This is a genomic window from Halobacterium sp. DL1 (assembly GCA_000230955.3).
Lineage (GTDB): Archaea > Halobacteriota > Halobacteria > Halobacteriales > Halobacteriaceae > Halobacterium.
This window is the reverse complement of the sequence record CP007060.1, coordinates 1,209,379-1,225,245: the sequence shown is the minus strand read 5'-3', so window position 1 is coordinate 1,225,245 and position 15,867 is coordinate 1,209,379. Positions and strand designations below refer to the sequence as shown.

Below are 15,867 nucleotides of genomic sequence, written 5' to 3'. Positions count from 1 at the left end.
GCCGGCCGGTGCTACCCGAACTGCTCGAACGGCTGCTCGCAGCCGTGGCAGTAGTGGATCGAGCGGCAGAGCCCCGGCCCCTTTGGGTGTTCCCGTTCGGTCTCCGTGGAGCCACAGTACGGGCACTCCGCCGGTTCGTCGGACGACGTCGTGGTGCTCGGGTCGAGTCCCCTCATACGCTCAGTCCGAACTCCCGGAGCTGTTCTCTGCCCGCCTCGGTCACCATCTCGACCGACCACGGCGGCGAGTACTGTATCTCCACGTCGGCGTCACGGACGCCGGACGCAGTGAGGGCGGCGCAGCGCACGTCGTTCGTGAGCATGTCCTTCGCCGGACAGCCCGTGTACGTCAGCGTCATCTCGACAGTCGCGTGGTCGCCGTCGACGCGCACGTCGTAGATGAGGCCGAGGTCGACGATGGACACCGGCATCTCGGGGTCCTCGACCTCCGCGAGCGCCGCCCAGACCTCGGCCTCGGCTCCAGTCGCGCCAGCGCCCGTGTTCGGGAAGCCCTCGGGGACTTCGCCGTCCTCGTAGTCGGTGTGCGCGCAGGCGTCACCGGTCGGGGCGCTCACGCGTTCTCACCCCGGAGCGTCGCCGGTTCGTCGAAGCCGAGTTCGTGGTACGTCGCGGTGAACTCCTCGTGGAGCGCGTCCCAGTCCGCGGTGTGCGTGCCGTCCCGGCCGACGGCGTCCGGTCGCTCGGTGTCGGCGGGGTGGGGAACCGCGATATCGAGTGACTCGAGGTACGACACGACCTCGTCCAGCCAGTCCGAACGCAGGTCCGACAGCGGACGGGTTCTGACGCCAGCGTCGAGAATCTCGGCCTCGTGTTCGGTATCGCTGAACAGCGTCAGCGCGTAGGGGAACAGGCGGTTCACGGCGGCCTGCACGCGGTCGTGGGACTCCCCGCTGCCGGTCAGGCGGTCGAGCCACGACTGGGCGTGCTCGCGGTGGTAGGACTCCTCGCCCTGGACCTTCGGCACGCGGTCGGCGATAGGTTCGTACGAGGAGTCGGCGAGCGCGTCCAGTCGCAGGCGCTCGGCAACGTCGTAGAGGTAGCCGCGGACGACCGTGTCCGCCCAATCCCCCTCGGGCGTTTCGAGTTCGACTAGCGTGCTGTGTCGGAAGTCGTCGGGCGCTCGCTCCCAGACGAGCTCCGACTCTTCGTAGCCGAACTCCTCCTGGATCAGGTCGTACCAGAGGCGCGCGTGGCCGAACTCGTCCTGCGCGATGTTCGCGAGCGCGAGGTCGGACTCCACGGTCGGCGCGTAGATCTGCCACTCCGTGTACCGCTCGGCGAGCACGAACTCGTCGTCGGCAAGCCGGAGCAGCTGGGCCTCCTCGGGTGACAGGTCGCTGTCTGGCGAGTCGCCCGGCATCAGACGTCACCCCGCTTCTGGGCGGCCTCCTCCTGCTCGGCCTCGCTCTCGGCGACCTCCTCGGCGAAGCTCGCGTCGATGTTGTTGTACGTCATGGCCCAGCGGTAGGCCTTGTCCGTCGTGCCGCCGAACTCCGCCTCGTCGGCGTCGACCTCCGCGATTTCGTCCTTCGGCGCGACCCACAGCGAGTGCGTCTGCATCCGCCGGCCGTGCTGGATCTGCGCGAACATGAGCGCCATCTCGCGGTCCGGCGCGTGGACGTTCCCGCAGTGCGTGTGGCGGTCGCCCGTCTTCTCCTGGCGGAACACTTCCCAGATCATGGTCAGTCGGCGGCCTGCGGGCTCCCCGCAGCGCCGGTCTCCCACTCGTCCATCGAATCGCGCACCCACGCGACGGCCTCGTGACGCCGCCGCCGGCTGCCGATCTGTTCGTGGCTCCCCTCGTAGTCGTTCTTCGCGATGGTCCAGAACTCGTCCCAGTCGAGGTCGTCTTCCCGGACTGCCATCGTGCCGTCGTCGCGCTCGAAGATGCGCGGATACTCCGGAATCTCGAGGCCATACTTCTCGGCCTTCGGCACGTACATGTTGAGGAACGAGTTGCGGAGTTCGTCGTTCGAGACCGTCTTCAGGCCGACCTGCTGGGCGAAGTCGTCGTGGCGAGACTCGTCGTTCGTCGGGCCGAAGAACTGGAGGATGCGCGGCCACCACTCGTCGAACACCTCCTGTGTGCGCTCCTGGTTCGCCTTCGAGGAGCGCATCAGTTCGCGGAGGATGTCCTCGCCGTGCTTGACGTGGAATCCCTCCTCGAAGCAGACCTTGTCCATCGCGTGGGCGTACGGCTCCCAGGACGTGTTCTTCAATGTCGCCTGCCGTCGCATCGCCCCGCCGTCGACGAAGAAGTCGATCATCGGCGCCTCGTACCAGCTGTCCACTGGGTAGTGGAAGCAGTTGAGGAACTTCCCGTCGCCCTCTTCGAGTTCGGTGAGCATCTGCTCGCGGGACTTCACACCGAGGGTCTCGGCGGCCCGGTAGAGCAACTGGGCGTGCCCGATCTCGTCCTGGCACTTCGCGGTGCAGGCGAGTTTGCGGTCGATCGAGGGCGCCATTCGTGTGAACGCCTTGTCGAGGTAGCCACCCATCACCTCGCTGTTGGCGTGGAACTGAATCATGCGCGTAGCGGCCTCCCGGTACTCCCGGGGCAGGTCGTCCGCCGGGCTGAACTCCCGGGGGCCGGCACGCTGTTTGACGGTCTCGATGTCCATGTACGATAGTGAGGGTCACGCAGGGGTAGCTGTTAACCCGTCTATGCACGGGGTTCAAATACGAACGGGGCGAACGTAGTACCCGTGATCGAGGAGTGTCTGTTCGTCGAGTTCGGCGTCGAAGGCGACGACTGTCCGCTCGCGGAGGCGACCCGCGCCACCGGCGCGAGCGTCGACTCGCGCCCACCCCAGTTGCGCACCGACGGCAACGCACTCCTGCAGTTCTCCTCGACGAACGGCGACGACCTCGCGGCCGCGCTCGACGCCGACGACCGCGTGCGCTACCTCCACGTCGCGCGCGACGACGGCCGCTACACGTACCGCTGCCTCTCCAAACAGCCCTGCGTCCTCCACGAACTCGTCAGCGCGGGGTTCCTCGCCGACAGCCTCCACTACCGCGGCGGCGAGGCCAGGTTCACGGGCGCCGTCGTCGGCCAGGACGTGCTCCGCGGCGTCCTCGACACCGCCGGAGACACCGTCGGCGTCACGCTCGAACGCACCTACCCCATCGGCGACCGGGGTGACGCTCCCATCGCGGACCGCTGGGGCGTGACGCCCGCGCAGGCCGAGGCGCTTCGCACTGCCTTCGACATGGGCTACTTCTCGGTGCCTCGCGGGACCGACGCCAGCGAGGTAGCCGCGACGCTGGGCATCTCGAAGTCCGCGTTCCTGGAGCGCCTCCGACGGGGCCTCGCCCGCCTGCTCGGCGAGACGCTCTAGTCGGGGTCGATTGCCGCTGTCGTCTCGCCGAGAGCGCGTACACGCGGTCCCCGACGACCGCGGTCTGACCGACGCCCGGGGTCGTTGCGTCCACGTCCACGGAGACGCGCTAGCGCCCTTCGTCGTCGAACCATCGCCGGAATTCGGTGACTGCGCGCAGTTGAGACGTGCGGTCCACCAGATGGTCCTGGTCCGCACAAAGTTATCACGCCCCGCGAGGTAGGCCGTTGCATGCACACCGAGACGAACGACGGCGTCCTGCGCGTCACGTTCGACCGACCCGAGGTGAAGAACGCGTTCACCACCGACCTCGCCGCGGACCTCGCGAAAACAATCGAGTCCGCCGACCCCGAGACCCACGACGCGATTCTCCTCACGGGCGAGGGGAGCGCGTTCTCCGCGGGCGGCGACATCCAGTCGATGGCCGCCCGCGAGGAGGACGTCCGCGACGCATACGAGCGCGTCGAGCGGACGTTCGGCCGACTCGCGGAGGCCGCGATGGAGTCCCGCGTCCCCATCGTCGCCCGCGTGAACGGCGACGCGGTCGGCGCGGGCCTCGCGGTGGTCGCGCTCTCGGACTTCGCGTACGCCGTCCCCGACGCTCGCTTCTCCTGTGCGTTCGTCCGCGTCGGCCTCGTCCCGGACACTGGCGGGAGCTTCCTGCTGCCCCGCCTCGTCGGCCTCCGCGAAGCGAAGCGCCTCGCGTTCACCGCCGAGTTCGTCGACGCGAACGAAGCAGCGGACCTGGGCCTCGTCAACGAGGCGGTGCCCGCAGAGGAACTCGACGACGCAGTGGACGCGCTGCTCGACACGCTCCGCGAGCGGCCCACCCGGACCATCGGCGTCATCCGGCAGGCGCTCCACGACAACCTCGGCCGCGAGTGGGGCGACGCGCTCGACCACGAGAACCTCCTCCAGAGCCAGGCCTACGACACCGACGAACACGCAGAGGGCGTCACGGCGTTCCTCGAGGGCCGGGAGCCGGAGTTCGACACCTAATTTATTTTAATATGGCAAAGGAGAATCCATCATGACAAACGGAGCAGATCTCGCTATCAGTCTCTTAGAAGCCTCAATTCTAGTTTTACCACTTTGGCTAGCAAGTGTTCGGTACACCATTGATGGCGATGATTCAGAGGTCAATGTTGAACACGGAGTTAGCTACATCACACTCGGATTTCTTGGTATACTTGTAATATCAGTAACTTCGGGAAAGTACCTACTTAGCAGGGGTTCTGAGTGGCCAACAACCCCAATCTACTCGGTGTGGTTCTTCTTGAGTGTTGTCGGATTAGCTGGATTGAGCCTGATGACAGAAGTAGACAACAGTTGGCTTGAGCGTGTACATTTGACTATGGGAAAAGCACTCCTTGGTGCGATTCTACTGACAGCGGTGTTGATTCTTTGGATTGAAATGTAACTACGCGAGGTACTTCTCCACGATGTAGATGGCCTCGGGGTCGCCGAACGCCTCGCGCACCGCCTCGACGCGCTCCGGGTTGTGGGCGCCCGGGGTGACGTAGAACTTCTGGACGCCGTCGTCCACGCGCTCCCTGAGGATTTCGAAGCCGAGTTCGCGGTAGTTCTCCGGCACGTCGTCGGGGTGGAGGCGGACGAGGATGCTCTCCGGTTCGTAGCCGTTCGCGAGGTAGAACTCGTCGACGTAGCCGCCCGCGGAGCCGAGGCTCATGCGCTCGTAGCCGAGGTCCGTGGCGGCCGTCTCGAAGGCGTCGAGGAGCCGCGAGCCGATTCCCCGGCGAGTGTACTCGTCGTCTACCGCGATACCGACGAGTTCGACGGAGTCCTCACGTCGCGCCCGTCCGACGGTGAACCCGACGAGCGCGTCGTCGACGTACGCTCCATGGAACAACTCGGGGTGTTCGACGTACCAGGCCTCGACGGCGTCGCGGTCACGGTCGCCGGTTCGGTCGCAGAGCATCCGGTAGACGGCGTCGAAGTCGCTCGGAGGAGCCTTCCGGACGTCGACCATATCGAACAGTCGCGTCGGCATTCGAAAAAATCTCTTGGGGAGCTGTGACGCTCCCCCTTCGTCACTCCAGTCGCTCGCCGAGTGCACGCTCGACGGCCTCGTCGACGAGTCCCCCGGTGACCAGGTCCGCGATGGCGTCCATCTCGTCGGCAAGCGAGCGGTCCTCCTCGACGGGTGGCGAGACCTCCCGGACGAGGTCGTAGACGGCGCGGGTGCCGGCGGCGTGGTCGAGGTCGTCGTCGAGGAACTCGCTGGCCTGCGCGCCACAGAGCAGTTCGACGCCGACCACCGATGCGGTCTTCTCGGCGGCCTCGCGGAAGCCGAGCGCGCTCCCGGCGCTCATGCTGACGTGGTCCTCCTGGTTGCCGGAGACGGTCGCGTTGTCCGTCGACGGCCTGCCCAGCGAGCGGAGGTCGTTGACGAGCGACGCGGCCGTGTACTGGGGGATCATCAGCCCCGAGTGGAGGCCGCTGTGCTCGGTGAGGAACGGCGGCAGGTGGTCCTCCTGGACGTTCGGGTTGAGCATCCGGTCGACGCGGCGCTCGCTGATGGCGGCGAGTTCGGTGAGCGCGCTGGTCGCGTAGTCGAGACGGAGCGCGAGCACCTCGCCGTGGAAGTTGCCCCCCGAGAGCACGGCCGCCGAGTCGGTGCCGCTGGCCCGCGGGTCGACGCCGTCGGCGTCGAAGACGAGCGGGTTGTCAGTCGCGCTGTTCAGCTCCACCTCGGTGGCCTCCCGGAGGTGCGCGAGCGCGTCCCGGACGGGGCCGTGGACCTGCGGGAGACAGCGAATCGAGTAGGCGTCCTGCACGCGGTCGCAGTTCCGGTGGCTCTCGACGATTTCGGACCCTTCGGTGAGGCGCTTGACGTTGCGCGCGCTCGCCGACTGGCCGTCGTGGGGCCGCACGCGCTGGATGTTCGGGTCGCAGTTCGCCGTCGTCGCCAGCGTGACCTCCGTGGTGAGCGCGCCCGCGGCGTCCGCCGCGCGGAGCGCCCGCTCGGCGTCGAGGAGGGCGAGCGCCGCCAGGGCCGCCGTTAGCTGCGTGCCGTTGATGAGCGCGAGCCCCTCTTTCGCCTCCAGCGCGACGGGTTCGAGGCCGACGCGAGCGAGCGCCTCCTCGCCTGGTAGACGTTCACCACCCACCACAGCAGCCCCTTCTCCGATGAGCACGAGACTCGTGTGGGCGAGCGGGGCGAGGTCGCCGCTCGCGCCGAGACTCCCGCGGGAGGGCACGACCGGGTGGACGCCCTCGTTGAGCATCGCTGTGAGCAGGTCGACGACCACCTCGCGGATGCCGGAGTAGCCCTTGACGAGCGCGTTCAGTCGGGTGAGCATGAGCGCGCGAACCGCCTCTCGTTCGAGTTCGTGGCCCGCGCCCGCGGCGTGGCTCCGCAGCAGGTTCGTCTGGAGCGCCTGGAGGTCCTCGCGGGGAATCTGCGTGTCGACGAGTTGACCGAAGCCGGTGTTCACGCCGTAGACGGCCTCGCCCGACTCGAGGACGTCCGCCACGCGCTCGCGGGAGCGCCGGACGTCCTCGCGAGACTCGTCGGCTATCCGGACCGTGGCGCCGTCCCGGGCGACAGCCTCGACGTCCTCGGGCGTCAGGGTCTCGCCGTCGACGACGACCTCAGTCACGCACGACCTCCCCGTCCTTGAGGACGGTCGAGACGGCGTTCACGCCGAAGTTGTACGGGACGTGAACGTGGCTCGGCCCATCTACGACGGCGACGTCACCGGGCGCTCCCTCGCGGAGCGTCCCCGTGCCGTCCGACCGGTCGATGGCGCGCGCAGCGTGGGTCGTCGCCCCGAGCAGCGCGTCCGCGGGCGTCATCCGCATCCCGTTGCAAGCCAGGGCGACCGCGAACCCCATGCTCTGACTGTAGCAGTTCGGGTTGAGGTCGGTGGCGAGCGCGACCGGCGCTCCCGCCGCCTGGAACTGCTCGGGGTCTGCGTAGGACTCGCCCAGCGAGAACGCCGTGCCGGGGAGGAGAACGGGTGTGACGCCCGCGTCCCCGAGCGCCTCGGCGTCCTCCTCGTTGGCGTGCAGCAGGTGGTCGGCGCTCACCGCGCCGAGTTCGGCGGCCAGCTGGGCGCTCCCGAGGCGGGTGAACTCCTCGGCGTGAATCTTGGGTTTCATGCCGTGCTCGCGGCCCGCTTCCAGGATGCGTCGGGACTGCTCGACGGTGAACACGCCCTCCTCGCAGAACACGTCACAGAACGCCGCGCTACCGCGTTCGGCGGCCGCTGGCAGTTGCTCTTCGACGACCTCGTCGACGTAGTCCGCGGCGTCCATCCCGTCCGGCGTGGCGTGGGCGCCCATGAACGTCGCCACCACGTCGACCGCGTGGTCGGCGGCAGCGCGCTCGATGGCGTCGAGCATCCGGAGCTCCGTCTCCGTGTCCAGCCCGTAGCCGGTCTTGACCTCCGCGGTGGTCGTGCCGTGGTCGAGCATCAGGTCCAGTTGCTCGGTGAGATTCGCGACGAGTTCGTCGTCGCTGGCATCGCGGACGGCTCCAACGGTGCGGAGGATGCCGCCGCCCTCCGCGAGAATCTCCTGGTAGGGCTTCCCGCGGAGCTTCTTCGCGAACTCGTCGGAGCGGTCGCCCGCGAACAGCGCGTGGGTGTGTGGGTCGACGAACCCCGGAATCACCGTCTTCCCGGACGCCTCGACGGCGGTGTCGGCGTTCTCCGCGGGGTACTCGCGGGTCACGTCCTCGCTGGCGCCAACCATCGCGACGCTCCCGTCGACGACGGCTACTGCGCCGTCCTCGTAGCTCCGGAGGGCGCCCTCGTCGTCCGGACCGACGACCACTTCGGCGGCGCCGTGGACGACCGTCTGCAGGTCAGCCATGGTAGCCTCCGAGGAAGTGCGCGATCGTTCTCGCGGCCGCGTCGACCGTGCGTCCCTCCGTGTCCAGCGACGGCGCCGTCTCGACGATTTCGAAGCCGGCGACCCGCGAGCGGCCAGCGATGCGGCGCACGAGGCGGAACAGTTCGCGCGGCTCGATGCCGCCCGGCGTCGGCGCGCTTGACCCCGGGTAAGCGGCGTCGAGCACGTCGATGTCCACGCTCACGTACACCTGGTCGACGTCGGCCATCGCGGCCAGCGCGGCGTCGAGCGCCCCGCCGGGGTCCGCGCCGACGGTCTCCGAAGTGACGACGCTGCCGCCCTGCTCGTCGATGTAGTCGGCGTACCGCGTGCTGGTCTCGAAGTGGCGCGCGCCGACGACGGCGAGCGCGTCGAGACCCTCATCGAACAGCTGCCGGTACGGCGTGCCACTGGACGGCTCACCCCGGACCTCCCGGCAGTCGAGGTGGGCGTCGAAACTCACGACGCCGAGCGACCCGCGGTCGAGCAGCGGGCTGGCGTTGGCGTACGACAGCGAGTTGTCGCCGCCGACGAAGACGGGGAACGCGCCCAGGTCGTGGACGCGGTGGGCGGCGTCCTGGAACGCTCCCTGTGCCTCCGAGACGCTGTCGGCGTCCACATCGACGTCACCCAGGTCACCGAGAGCGTTGACCGCTCCCGTCTGGAAGTGGTGGCTCTTCACGCCCGCGAGCGCCTCGCGGACCGCGGCCGGTCCGCCTGCCGCACCCTTCCGACCGATGACGGCGCCGTCGTACGGTTCGCCGACGAGTACGGCGTCGTAGTCCGTCGCCGTCTCGGGTATCGCGGCCTCTATCACGTCCCCGAACTGCTCGTCGTTCGGGTCCGACGACGTGCCCGCCCACTCGGGTGGTTCTGTGAGGTTCATCGGTCCTCCATCGGGACGTCGACGCCGGACTCGCGGGCCTCCGCGAGGGCCTCCTCGTAGCCCGCGTCGGCGTGCCGGATGACCCCCATCCCGGGGTCGGTGGTGAACACGCGCCGCGCCTTCTCGGCGGCGAGGTCGGTGCCGTCGAGGACGACGTGGTTGTTCGTGTGGAGCGCGTTCCCGATGCCGACGCCGCCGCCGTCGTGGACGCTCACGATGTCAGCGCCCGCCGCCGTGTTCAACAGCGCGTTCAGAATCGGCCAGTCGGCGATCGCGTCCGAACCGTCCTTCATGGCCTCGGTCTCGCGGTTCGGGCTGGCGACACTGCCCGCGTCGAGGTGGTCGCGGGTGACGACCACGGGGGCGCCGATTTCGCCCTCCGCGACGAGGTCGTTGATGCGCAGCGCGAACTTCGCGCGCTCCGTGAGGCCACCTTCCTCCTCTGTTTGGTACCCCAGCCAGCAGACCCGACTCGGGAGCCCCTGGAACTGAACCTGCTCCTGCGCGAGGTCGATCCAGCGGTGCAGCGACTCCTTCTCCGGGAACAGTTCCTTGACGGCCTCGTCCGTGCGGTGGATGTCTTCGGGGTCACCGGAGAGCGCGACCCAGCGGAACGGTCCCCGTCCCCTACAGAACTGCGGGCGGATGTACGCCGGGACGAAGCCGGGGAAGTCGAACGCCGTCTCCATATCGCGGTGGTCGGCGACCTGGCCGCGGATGTTGTTGCCGTACTCGACGGCGATGGCGCCCGCGTCCTGCATATCGAGGATGCCCTGGACGTGGCGCTCCATCGTGTCCAGGCTCTCCTCGACGTACGTCTCGGCGTCTCGCTCGCGGAGGTCGTCGGCCTCCTCGACGGTGTACCCACTCGGGTAGTAGCCCTCGAGTTCGTCGTGCGCGCTCGTCTGGTCCGTGACGACGTCCGGGACGAAGCCGCGGTCGAGCATTTCCTCGAGCATATCGGCGGCGTTCACGTGGACGCCGACGGAGTACGCTTCCCCGGCCTCCGCTGCTTCCTCGGCCTTCCGAATGGCCTCACCCACGTTGTCGGTCTTCTCCATGCAGTAGCCCGTCTCGATGCGGCGGTCGATGCGGTCCTCGTCGACCTCCGCAGCGATGCAGACGCCCTCGTTCATCGTCACCGCGAGCGGTTGCGCGCCGCCCATGCCGCCCAGCCCCCCTGTCACGACGATGCGGCCTTCGAGGTCTCCCTCGAAGTGCTGGCGGCCCGCCTCCGCGAGCGTCTCGTAGGTTCCCTGGATGATGCCCTGCGTGCCGATGTACGCCCACGACCCCGCGGTCATCTGGCCGTACATGATGAGCCCCTTCGACTCGAGTTCGTGGAAGTGCTCCCAGTTGTCCCACTTCCCCACGAGGTTCGAGTTCGCGATGAGCACGCGCGGGGCTTGCTCGTGCGTCTCGAAGACGCCGACGGGTTTCCCGGACTGGACGAGCAGTGTCTCCTCGTCGCCCAACTCGCGGAGTTCGCCGAGGATGGCGTCGTAGGCGTCCCAGCTACGGGCCGCCCGGCCCGTGCCCCCGTAGACGACGAGGTCTTCGGGCTTCTCCGCGACCTCCGGGTCGAGGTTGTTGTTCAACATCCGCAGGGCCGCCTCCTGTCGCCACCCCTCGCACTCCACGTCCGTCCCGGTGGGCGCGCCCTGATAGTCGCGCCACTGCTCGGACGGGTCGCCGACGCCGTGGTCGCCTTCGGTCTGCTGCTCCATGCCTCGACCTACGACCCCAGGAGGGTTTGTCGTTCACCCAGCATGTGAAGGGTCGTTTAAGAGAGGTGGCGCACTCGCTCCCCCTCCTCGCGGGCAGACCCCCAGCGCTTGCTTCCGTTCGTCGTTCCGGTGCGGAACACGTCGGCCAAGGGTAGAGCCCGAACACCACGACGTCACGCCCCGAACAGCAAGCCGACGAGGACGAGCAGTGCCGCGCTCCCGACGACGAACGCCGTGCAGACCAGCGCGACCGGCCGGGCGCCGGTGTTCAGGAGGTCTTCGACGTCCACGCTGAGCCCGAGGCCGGCGAACGCGACGAGGAACAGCCACTGGTAGGCGTTCGTCAACTGCTCGGTCGTCGTCGGGGAGACGAGCGCGGTGGACGTCAACACCATCACGGCGAAGAAGCCGAGGACGAACTTCGGGAACGACGCCCAGAGCGCCCGCGGTGAGAACGCGCTAGCGCCGCGTTCGCCCTCCGCGTACCGCAGGGAGTAGACGCCGACCAGAACGCCGAGCAGGAGGTTCCGCGTGAGTTTCGTCACCGTCGCCCAGTGGCCGGCGGTCTCCGAGAACGCGAACCCGGCGGCGGTCACCGGCCCGGTGCTGAACATCGTGAGGCCCGCCCAGACGCCGAACACCTGGTCGGACAGCGACAGCACCGAGCCGAGGACGGGGTAGACGAACAGGGTGACGGCGTCGAACAGCAGGATGGTCGCGGTGGCGTAGGCGACGTGGTCCTCGTTCGCGCGGATGCTGCCGGCGACGCCCGCCACCGCGGAGACGCCGCAGATGCCGGAGCCCGCGGCGAGCAGCGCCCCGAGTTCCCTGGGCACGTCGAACAGCGTCCTGGATAGCGCCTCGACCAGCAGCACCATCCCGGCTGCAGCGACGACGACGAGCAAGGTGAGTTCGACGCCCGCGCCGAGCAGCGACTCCACGGAGATACGAGCGCCCATGAGCACGATGCCAGTCTCCAGCCAGAGCTTGTGCGTCGCGACCCCCGGGTCGAGGACGTCCGGGACGCCGACGACGTTGACCACGATGATGCCGATGGCGACGCTCGCCAGCAGCGCGTTCACGCCCGGGACGAAGAGCCCCGCCGCGCGAGCAGCCAGCGCGACCAAGACGAGCAGCGCGAGTCCGGGTAACCGTGCGACGACGGCGCTCGCTAACCCGGGCGCGTCGTCACTCGCCGCGGGCTGGTCGTCCACGGTCGTCACCAGGGAATCTGGTCGCCGGTGAGTGTGTCGTTCGTCATGGTTCGATTGACGAGTTCGCCTGGTCCGGCAAACCGGCCGCCGGACGGACATCTCTACGTCGAGGAAGGGGTGGCGCTCGTAATAAATTCCCCACTCCGGAGTGAGGAGGAAGGCCGTGGGGTCTCGGGGAGGAAGGTGAGCGTCTTCGGCAAATTCCGGGCCGCCAGATCTGGGAGGGTGAGATGGGTAAGTGGGGCCGCCCATGGTGAGGGGATTATATTACAACTAGATACCAAGAGGTAGCAGAATGTACGAAGCCACATTCCACATCAAGGGAAACGTGGCGTACGAGGGCGCGACGGCGGGGCGTGACGTCAGCATCGAACTGTGGTGTAACGACCACTGCGACCTCCTGTACGTGCGGGGGGACGCCGACGGCGAGGTCCGCCAGGAGGTCGAGCGTGCGGTGGGGGTGGAGGACACCATCCAGCGGGCGAACGAACAGATCATCATCACGGCGGAGTGCCTCCAGCCGTACATCGAGGACAACATCGAGGGCTACCTCTCGAAGCACGAGTGTCTGTTCCTGCCCCCGCTGCGCTACGAGAGCGGGGGCAAGGTCGTCCGCGTGCTCACCCTCGAGTCCCGGAATCTCACCGAGTTCTACCAGGACGCCCAGGAGTCCTTCGACGTGACCGTGCGCTCGAAGCGCGAGATCGACACCGTCACGCAGGACCACCCGATGCTCTCGATGGACCGCGTGATGCCGAGCCTCTCGGACCGCCAGGAGGAGGCTGTCGTCCTCGCCTGGGAGGCCGGCTACTACGAGATTCCGCGCGGCGCGACCACCGAAGAACTCGCCGAAGAGATGGACATCGACCGGCGGACGCTGGAGGAGCACCTCCGGCTCGCGGAACAGAAGCTCGTCGGCACGCTCGTCGAGCAGTTCCTTATCTGAGCTACCGTCGCCGCCTCGCGACGGCGGGCGTCCCGGACGAGTACGTGGTCGGGATTCCGCGGGTCGTCGCGACAGTGGCAGGTCTCCTCGTCGCCGCGGCGTTCGCTGTCGGCGGCCTCCTCGGCAGTGTCGTGGCACTCGGTCGCCGGCGGTAGGGGTTGAGAACGACCGGGCGTCCCCGCGGCCCCGGCGCCGGGGTATCCGCGTGGGAGAACCCGGACAGGACTACGCCGAAGCACAGATACTTGTTCGACAGCGTCCAGAATCTGCCAATGACAGACGAGGCGGGCAGTGACTCCTCGGGCGTGACGACCCGGGCTGCCCGCAGCGAGCGGGAGCGCTGGATACTCGTCGGCGGACTGAGCCTGATATCGGTGGCGCTCTCCGCGAACGAGATCGTGCCCGCGAGCGTCACACCGCTCATCCGTGCGTCGATGGGCATCGACGCGACGAAAGCCGGTCTCGTCGTGGGGAGCATGTTCGGCGCCGCGGTGGTCGCCAGCCTCCCGGTCGGCGCGCTGCTCGACCGGACGAACTCCCGGGTCGCCATCGCTCTCGCCATCGCGGTGTCGCTCGTCGTCGGCGTCTGGGGGTGGATGGCGGCCGAGCGCAACGCCTACTACCTCCTGATCGCGTCGCGTCTCGTCGGTGGCGCCGCGTTCGTCACTATCTGGAACGCTGGCATCGACATCGTCAGCCGCGCCGTCGAGCCGTCCCGCCGCGCGACGGCGGTCGGCATCTTCACCGCGAGCGGTCCAGTCGGGTTCGCACTCGGTCAGGGCGGCGGCCCCACGATAGCCGCGCAGTTCGGCTGGCCCGCCATCTTCCTCGTGTTCAACGCGGTCCCGCTGGTCGGCCTGGCGATGTACTGGCCGACGAGTCGCGGCCTCGGGCGCAGCGACGCTGGCGCCGCGCCGAGCCTGGCGGAGTTTGGGAGCGTGCTCCGCGACCGGAGCGTCTGGCTGGTCGGCGGTCTGGGCTTTCTCGCCTACTCGCTCTACCTGTTCGTCAACAGCTGGGCGCCGTCGTACCTCACGGACGAGGTCGGTCTCGCGATCGGTCTGAGCGGACTGCTCATCGCGGTGTTCCCGGCCGTCGGCATCGTCTCCCGCGTCAGCAGCGGGCTGCTCTCCGACCGCCTGTTCGGTGGTCGCCGTCGGCCAGTGCTCCTGCTCTCGTTCCTGTTCACCGTACCGGCGCTCATGGTGCTGGCGACGCTTCGGTCGGTCGCTGCGCTCGTCGTCGCGCTGCTCGTCGCCGGCTTCACCATCCAGTTGACGCTCGGCCTCTCGTTCGCGTACGTCCGCGAACTGGTCGACAGGCGCGTCGCCGCCACCGCGGTGGCGTTCCAGACCACTCTGGGTCTCGCCGGCGCGTTCGTCGCCCCCATCGCCGGCGGCGCGCTCATCGAGGCGGCGGGCTACGAGACGGCGTTCCTGGTCGGTAGCGGACTCGCTCTCGTCGGCGTCGCGTTCGTCTGGGTCGTCCCGGAGTCGTGAGTCGGGGGTCGGACCCGGTGGCCGCTACAGGTCGAGGAACTCTTCGGCGTTCTCCCAGAGCAGTTTCCGGTAGACGTCCTCGGAGTAGTCGGTGTGCTCGCCGAGCGAGTCCAGCCACTCACCGGGCCGAATCATCGGGTAGTCCGTGCCGAACATCACCTTGTCGCGGAGGACGGTGCCGGCGTAGTGGAGCACCTGTTCGTCGATGTACTTCGGGAGCCAGCCGGAGAGGTCCATGTAGACGTTGCCCTTCTGCTGGCAGATGGCGAGTTGCTCCTTCTCCCAGGGGAACGCGGGGTGGGCGATGAGAATCTGTAGTTCGGGGTGTTCTGCGGCCACGTCGTCGAGGAGCATCGGGTTTCCGTGCTTGACCTTCAGCCCCCGACCGCCGGGCGCGCCGGCGCCGAGCGTGGAGTTCCCGCCGTGGAAGACGCAGGGCACGCCGAGGTCCTCGATGGTGTCCCAGAGTGCGTCGTGTTCGGGGTCGCTCGGGTCGAAGCCCTGGGCGATCTGCTGGAACTTGAACCCGGAGAGGTCGAGGTCCTCGACGGCGCGGACGGCCTCCTCGACGCAGTCGTCCTTCAGCGGGTCGACGGACGCGAACCCGACGAAGAACTCGGGGTGGTCGTCCCGCACCTCCGCGACGTAGTCGTTGGGCACGGGCGGGTTGCCGGTGTTCGTCTCGGCGTCCCAGCCGAGGAGGACGGCCCGCGAGACGCCGGCGTCGTGGTACTCCTCGACCATCTCCTCGTAGTCCCACGTCTCCATCTCGGAGCCGAACTTGCTCGCGGCGTCCTCCATCATCTGGCCGCCCGCGTCCTCGAGGAACTCCCGGGTGGGCTGGTGGGCGTGGGTATCTATCGCCCGGGTCTCCGCGAGCAGGTCGTCGAGCGCGCTCATCGGTCGCGCTTCACGAGGAACTTCATGTCCCCCGAGAAGACGGTCTCCCCGTCGCTGTTCGTCATCTCCGTGTCGATGACGACGAGGCCCGCGTCGTCCCGCGAGGAGAGTTCCTTCGTCTTCGTGACCTCCATGTCCAGGGAGATGGTGTCGCCCATCGCCACCGGCGCGGGGATGTCCATGTAGTTCATCCCGAGGAACGCGATGACGCGGCGCTCGAGGAAGCCACAACGGTAGACGAACCCGGTGGCGAGCACGAACGTCATCGGGCCGTGGGCGACGCGCTCGCCGAACTCTTGGTCGGCGGCGTACTCCGCGTTGGAGTGGAGTTCCGTCCAGTCCCCGGTGAACATCGAGTGGAACGTGAAGTCAGCTTCCGTCACTGTGCGGCCGACGCTCTCGAACGTCTCCCCCTCCTCGAACTCCTCGAAGTAGTGGGGTTCGTAGCTGTACGCCATACTGAGAGAGGTCGCTCGG

Annotated in this window: 18 protein-coding genes; 5 read left to right on the top strand and 13 right to left on the bottom strand. The window is 68.1% G+C overall.

From position 1 onward, the window contains the following. Positions 1–11: 11 nt before the first annotated feature. Genes HALDL1_07910 through HALDL1_07890 form a run of 5 tightly spaced genes read right to left on the bottom strand, consistent with a single transcriptional unit; the run spans position 12 to position 2,641 of the window. The gene (locus HALDL1_07910) at positions 12–176 is read right to left on the bottom strand and encodes a hypothetical protein (protein ID AHG03529.1); all 165 of its coding nucleotides are present in this window, start codon (positions 174–176) and stop codon (positions 12–14) included. Then, positions 173–574 carry a hypothetical protein gene (locus HALDL1_07905; protein AHG03528.1) on the bottom strand — a complete coding sequence of 134 codons (402 nt, stop codon included), beginning with the start codon at positions 572–574 and terminating at the stop codon, positions 173–175. Before HALDL1_07905 ends, HALDL1_07910 begins: the two co-directional genes overlap by 4 nt. Next, complete coding sequence (locus HALDL1_07900; protein ID AHG03527.1) at positions 571–1,380, bottom strand: phenylacetic acid degradation protein PaaC; 810 nt, start codon at positions 1,378–1,380, stop codon at positions 571–573. The genes HALDL1_07905 and HALDL1_07900 overlap by 4 nt, the downstream gene beginning before the upstream one ends. Beyond that, positions 1,380–1,700, bottom strand: coding sequence for a phenylacetic acid degradation protein PaaB (locus HALDL1_07895; GenBank protein ID AHG03526.1), 321 nt, complete (start codon positions 1,698–1,700; stop codon positions 1,380–1,382). Before HALDL1_07895 ends, HALDL1_07900 begins: the two co-directional genes overlap by 1 nt. Positions 1,701–1,702: 2 nt before the next feature. Next, entirely contained in the window at positions 1,703–2,641 is a 939-nt protein-coding gene (locus tag HALDL1_07890) for a phenylacetate-CoA oxygenase (protein ID AHG03525.1), read from the bottom strand. An 84-nt stretch (positions 2,642–2,725) separates the two neighbouring features. Between HALDL1_07890 and HALDL1_07885 the strand changes: the two genes are divergently transcribed. Both HALDL1_07885 and HALDL1_07880 read left to right on the top strand, forming a co-directional pair. Next, positions 2,726–3,361 (top strand): transcriptional regulator, encoded by a 636-nt coding sequence (locus HALDL1_07885; protein ID AHG03524.1) that lies wholly within the window; start codon positions 2,726–2,728, stop codon positions 3,359–3,361. A gap of 231 nt (positions 3,362–3,592) precedes the next feature. Then, complete coding sequence (locus tag HALDL1_07880) at positions 3,593–4,360, top strand: enoyl-CoA hydratase (GenBank protein AHG03523.1); 768 nt, start codon at positions 3,593–3,595, stop codon at positions 4,358–4,360. 421 nt (positions 4,361–4,781) lie between these two features. Here the strand turns inward: HALDL1_07880 and HALDL1_07875 are convergent, their stop codons facing one another. The 6 genes from HALDL1_07875 to HALDL1_07850 all read right to left on the bottom strand — a co-directional run bounded on the left by HALDL1_07875 (position 4,782) and on the right by HALDL1_07850 (position 12,054). Beyond that, positions 4,782–5,351, bottom strand: a complete 570-nt coding sequence (locus HALDL1_07875; protein AHG05240.1) for a hypothetical protein — start codon at positions 5,349–5,351, stop codon at positions 4,782–4,784. 61 nt (positions 5,352–5,412) lie between these two features. Further along, complete coding sequence (locus HALDL1_07870; protein AHG03522.1) at positions 5,413–6,984, bottom strand: histidine ammonia-lyase; 1,572 nt, start codon at positions 6,982–6,984, stop codon at positions 5,413–5,415. Beyond that, entirely contained in the window at positions 6,977–8,200 is a 1,224-nt protein-coding gene (locus tag HALDL1_07865; GenBank protein AHG03521.1) for an imidazolonepropionase, read from the bottom strand. The genes HALDL1_07870 and HALDL1_07865 overlap by 8 nt, the downstream gene beginning before the upstream one ends. Next, on the bottom strand, positions 8,193–9,104 hold the full coding sequence (locus HALDL1_07860) for a formimidoylglutamase (GenBank protein ID AHG03520.1): 912 nt from the start codon (positions 9,102–9,104) through the stop codon (positions 8,193–8,195). The genes HALDL1_07865 and HALDL1_07860 overlap by 8 nt, the downstream gene beginning before the upstream one ends. Beyond that, positions 9,101–10,831: a urocanate hydratase gene (locus HALDL1_07855; protein AHG03519.1), complete on the bottom strand. Its 1,731-nt coding sequence runs from the start codon at positions 10,829–10,831 to the stop codon at positions 9,101–9,103. Before HALDL1_07855 ends, HALDL1_07860 begins: the two co-directional genes overlap by 4 nt. Positions 10,832–11,004: 173 nt before the next feature. Beyond that, a complete protein-coding gene (locus HALDL1_07850; protein AHG03518.1) occupies positions 11,005–12,054 on the bottom strand; it encodes a hypothetical protein in 1,050 nt (349 codons plus the stop codon). Positions 12,055–12,340: 286 nt separating this feature from the next. Here HALDL1_07850 and HALDL1_07845 point away from each other — a divergent pair, with 286 nt between their 5' ends. The 3 genes from HALDL1_07845 to HALDL1_07835 all read left to right on the top strand — a co-directional run bounded on the left by HALDL1_07845 (position 12,341) and on the right by HALDL1_07835 (position 14,490). Then, positions 12,341–12,991 carry a transcriptional regulator gene (locus HALDL1_07845; GenBank protein ID AHG03517.1) on the top strand — a complete coding sequence of 217 codons (651 nt, stop codon included), beginning with the start codon at positions 12,341–12,343 and terminating at the stop codon, positions 12,989–12,991. Between the two features lie 44 nt (positions 12,992–13,035). Continuing rightward, on the top strand, positions 13,036–13,146 hold the full coding sequence (locus HALDL1_07840) for a hypothetical protein (protein AHG05239.1): 111 nt from the start codon (positions 13,036–13,038) through the stop codon (positions 13,144–13,146). A 117-nt stretch (positions 13,147–13,263) separates the two neighbouring features. Continuing rightward, positions 13,264–14,490, top strand: a complete 1,227-nt coding sequence (locus HALDL1_07835; protein ID AHG03516.1) for a sugar transporter — start codon at positions 13,264–13,266, stop codon at positions 14,488–14,490. 24 nt (positions 14,491–14,514) lie between these two features. On the opposite strand, the gene HALDL1_07830 is transcribed toward HALDL1_07835, so the two are convergent. Further along, on the bottom strand, positions 14,515–15,390 hold the full coding sequence (locus HALDL1_07830; GenBank protein ID AHG03515.1) for an amidohydrolase: 876 nt from the start codon (positions 15,388–15,390) through the stop codon (positions 14,515–14,517). Then, positions 15,387–15,848, bottom strand: a complete 462-nt coding sequence (locus HALDL1_07825) for a monoamine oxidase (protein ID AHG03514.1) — start codon at positions 15,846–15,848, stop codon at positions 15,387–15,389. Before HALDL1_07825 ends, HALDL1_07830 begins: the two co-directional genes overlap by 4 nt. Positions 15,849–15,867 lie beyond the last annotated feature (19 nt).

Coding starts and splice junctions, on each gene's coding strand:
- HALDL1_07835 (AHG03516.1), top strand. CDS start 13,264: ATGACAGACGAGGCGGGCAGTGACTCCTCGGGCGTGACGACCCGGGCT.
- HALDL1_07860 (AHG03520.1), bottom strand. CDS start 9,104: ATGAACCTCACAGAACCACCCGAGTGGGCGGGCACGTCGTCGGACCCG.
- HALDL1_07845 (AHG03517.1), top strand. CDS start 12,341: ATGTACGAAGCCACATTCCACATCAAGGGAAACGTGGCGTACGAGGGC.
- HALDL1_07890 (AHG03525.1), bottom strand. CDS start 2,641: ATGGACATCGAGACCGTCAAACAGCGTGCCGGCCCCCGGGAGTTCAGC.
- HALDL1_07855 (AHG03519.1), bottom strand. CDS start 10,831: ATGGAGCAGCAGACCGAAGGCGACCACGGCGTCGGCGACCCGTCCGAG.
- HALDL1_07880 (AHG03523.1), top strand. CDS start 3,593: ATGCACACCGAGACGAACGACGGCGTCCTGCGCGTCACGTTCGACCGA.
- HALDL1_07825 (AHG03514.1), bottom strand. CDS start 15,848: ATGGCGTACAGCTACGAACCCCACTACTTCGAGGAGTTCGAGGAGGGG.
- HALDL1_07910 (AHG03529.1), bottom strand. CDS start 176: ATGAGGGGACTCGACCCGAGCACCACGACGTCGTCCGACGAACCGGCG.
- HALDL1_07875 (AHG05240.1), bottom strand. CDS start 5,351: ATGGTCGACGTCCGGAAGGCTCCTCCGAGCGACTTCGACGCCGTCTAC.
- HALDL1_07900 (AHG03527.1), bottom strand. CDS start 1,380: ATGCCGGGCGACTCGCCAGACAGCGACCTGTCACCCGAGGAGGCCCAG.
- HALDL1_07865 (AHG03521.1), bottom strand. CDS start 8,200: ATGGCTGACCTGCAGACGGTCGTCCACGGCGCCGCCGAAGTGGTCGTC.
- HALDL1_07895 (AHG03526.1), bottom strand. CDS start 1,700: ATGATCTGGGAAGTGTTCCGCCAGGAGAAGACGGGCGACCGCCACACG.
- HALDL1_07830 (AHG03515.1), bottom strand. CDS start 15,390: ATGAGCGCGCTCGACGACCTGCTCGCGGAGACCCGGGCGATAGATACC.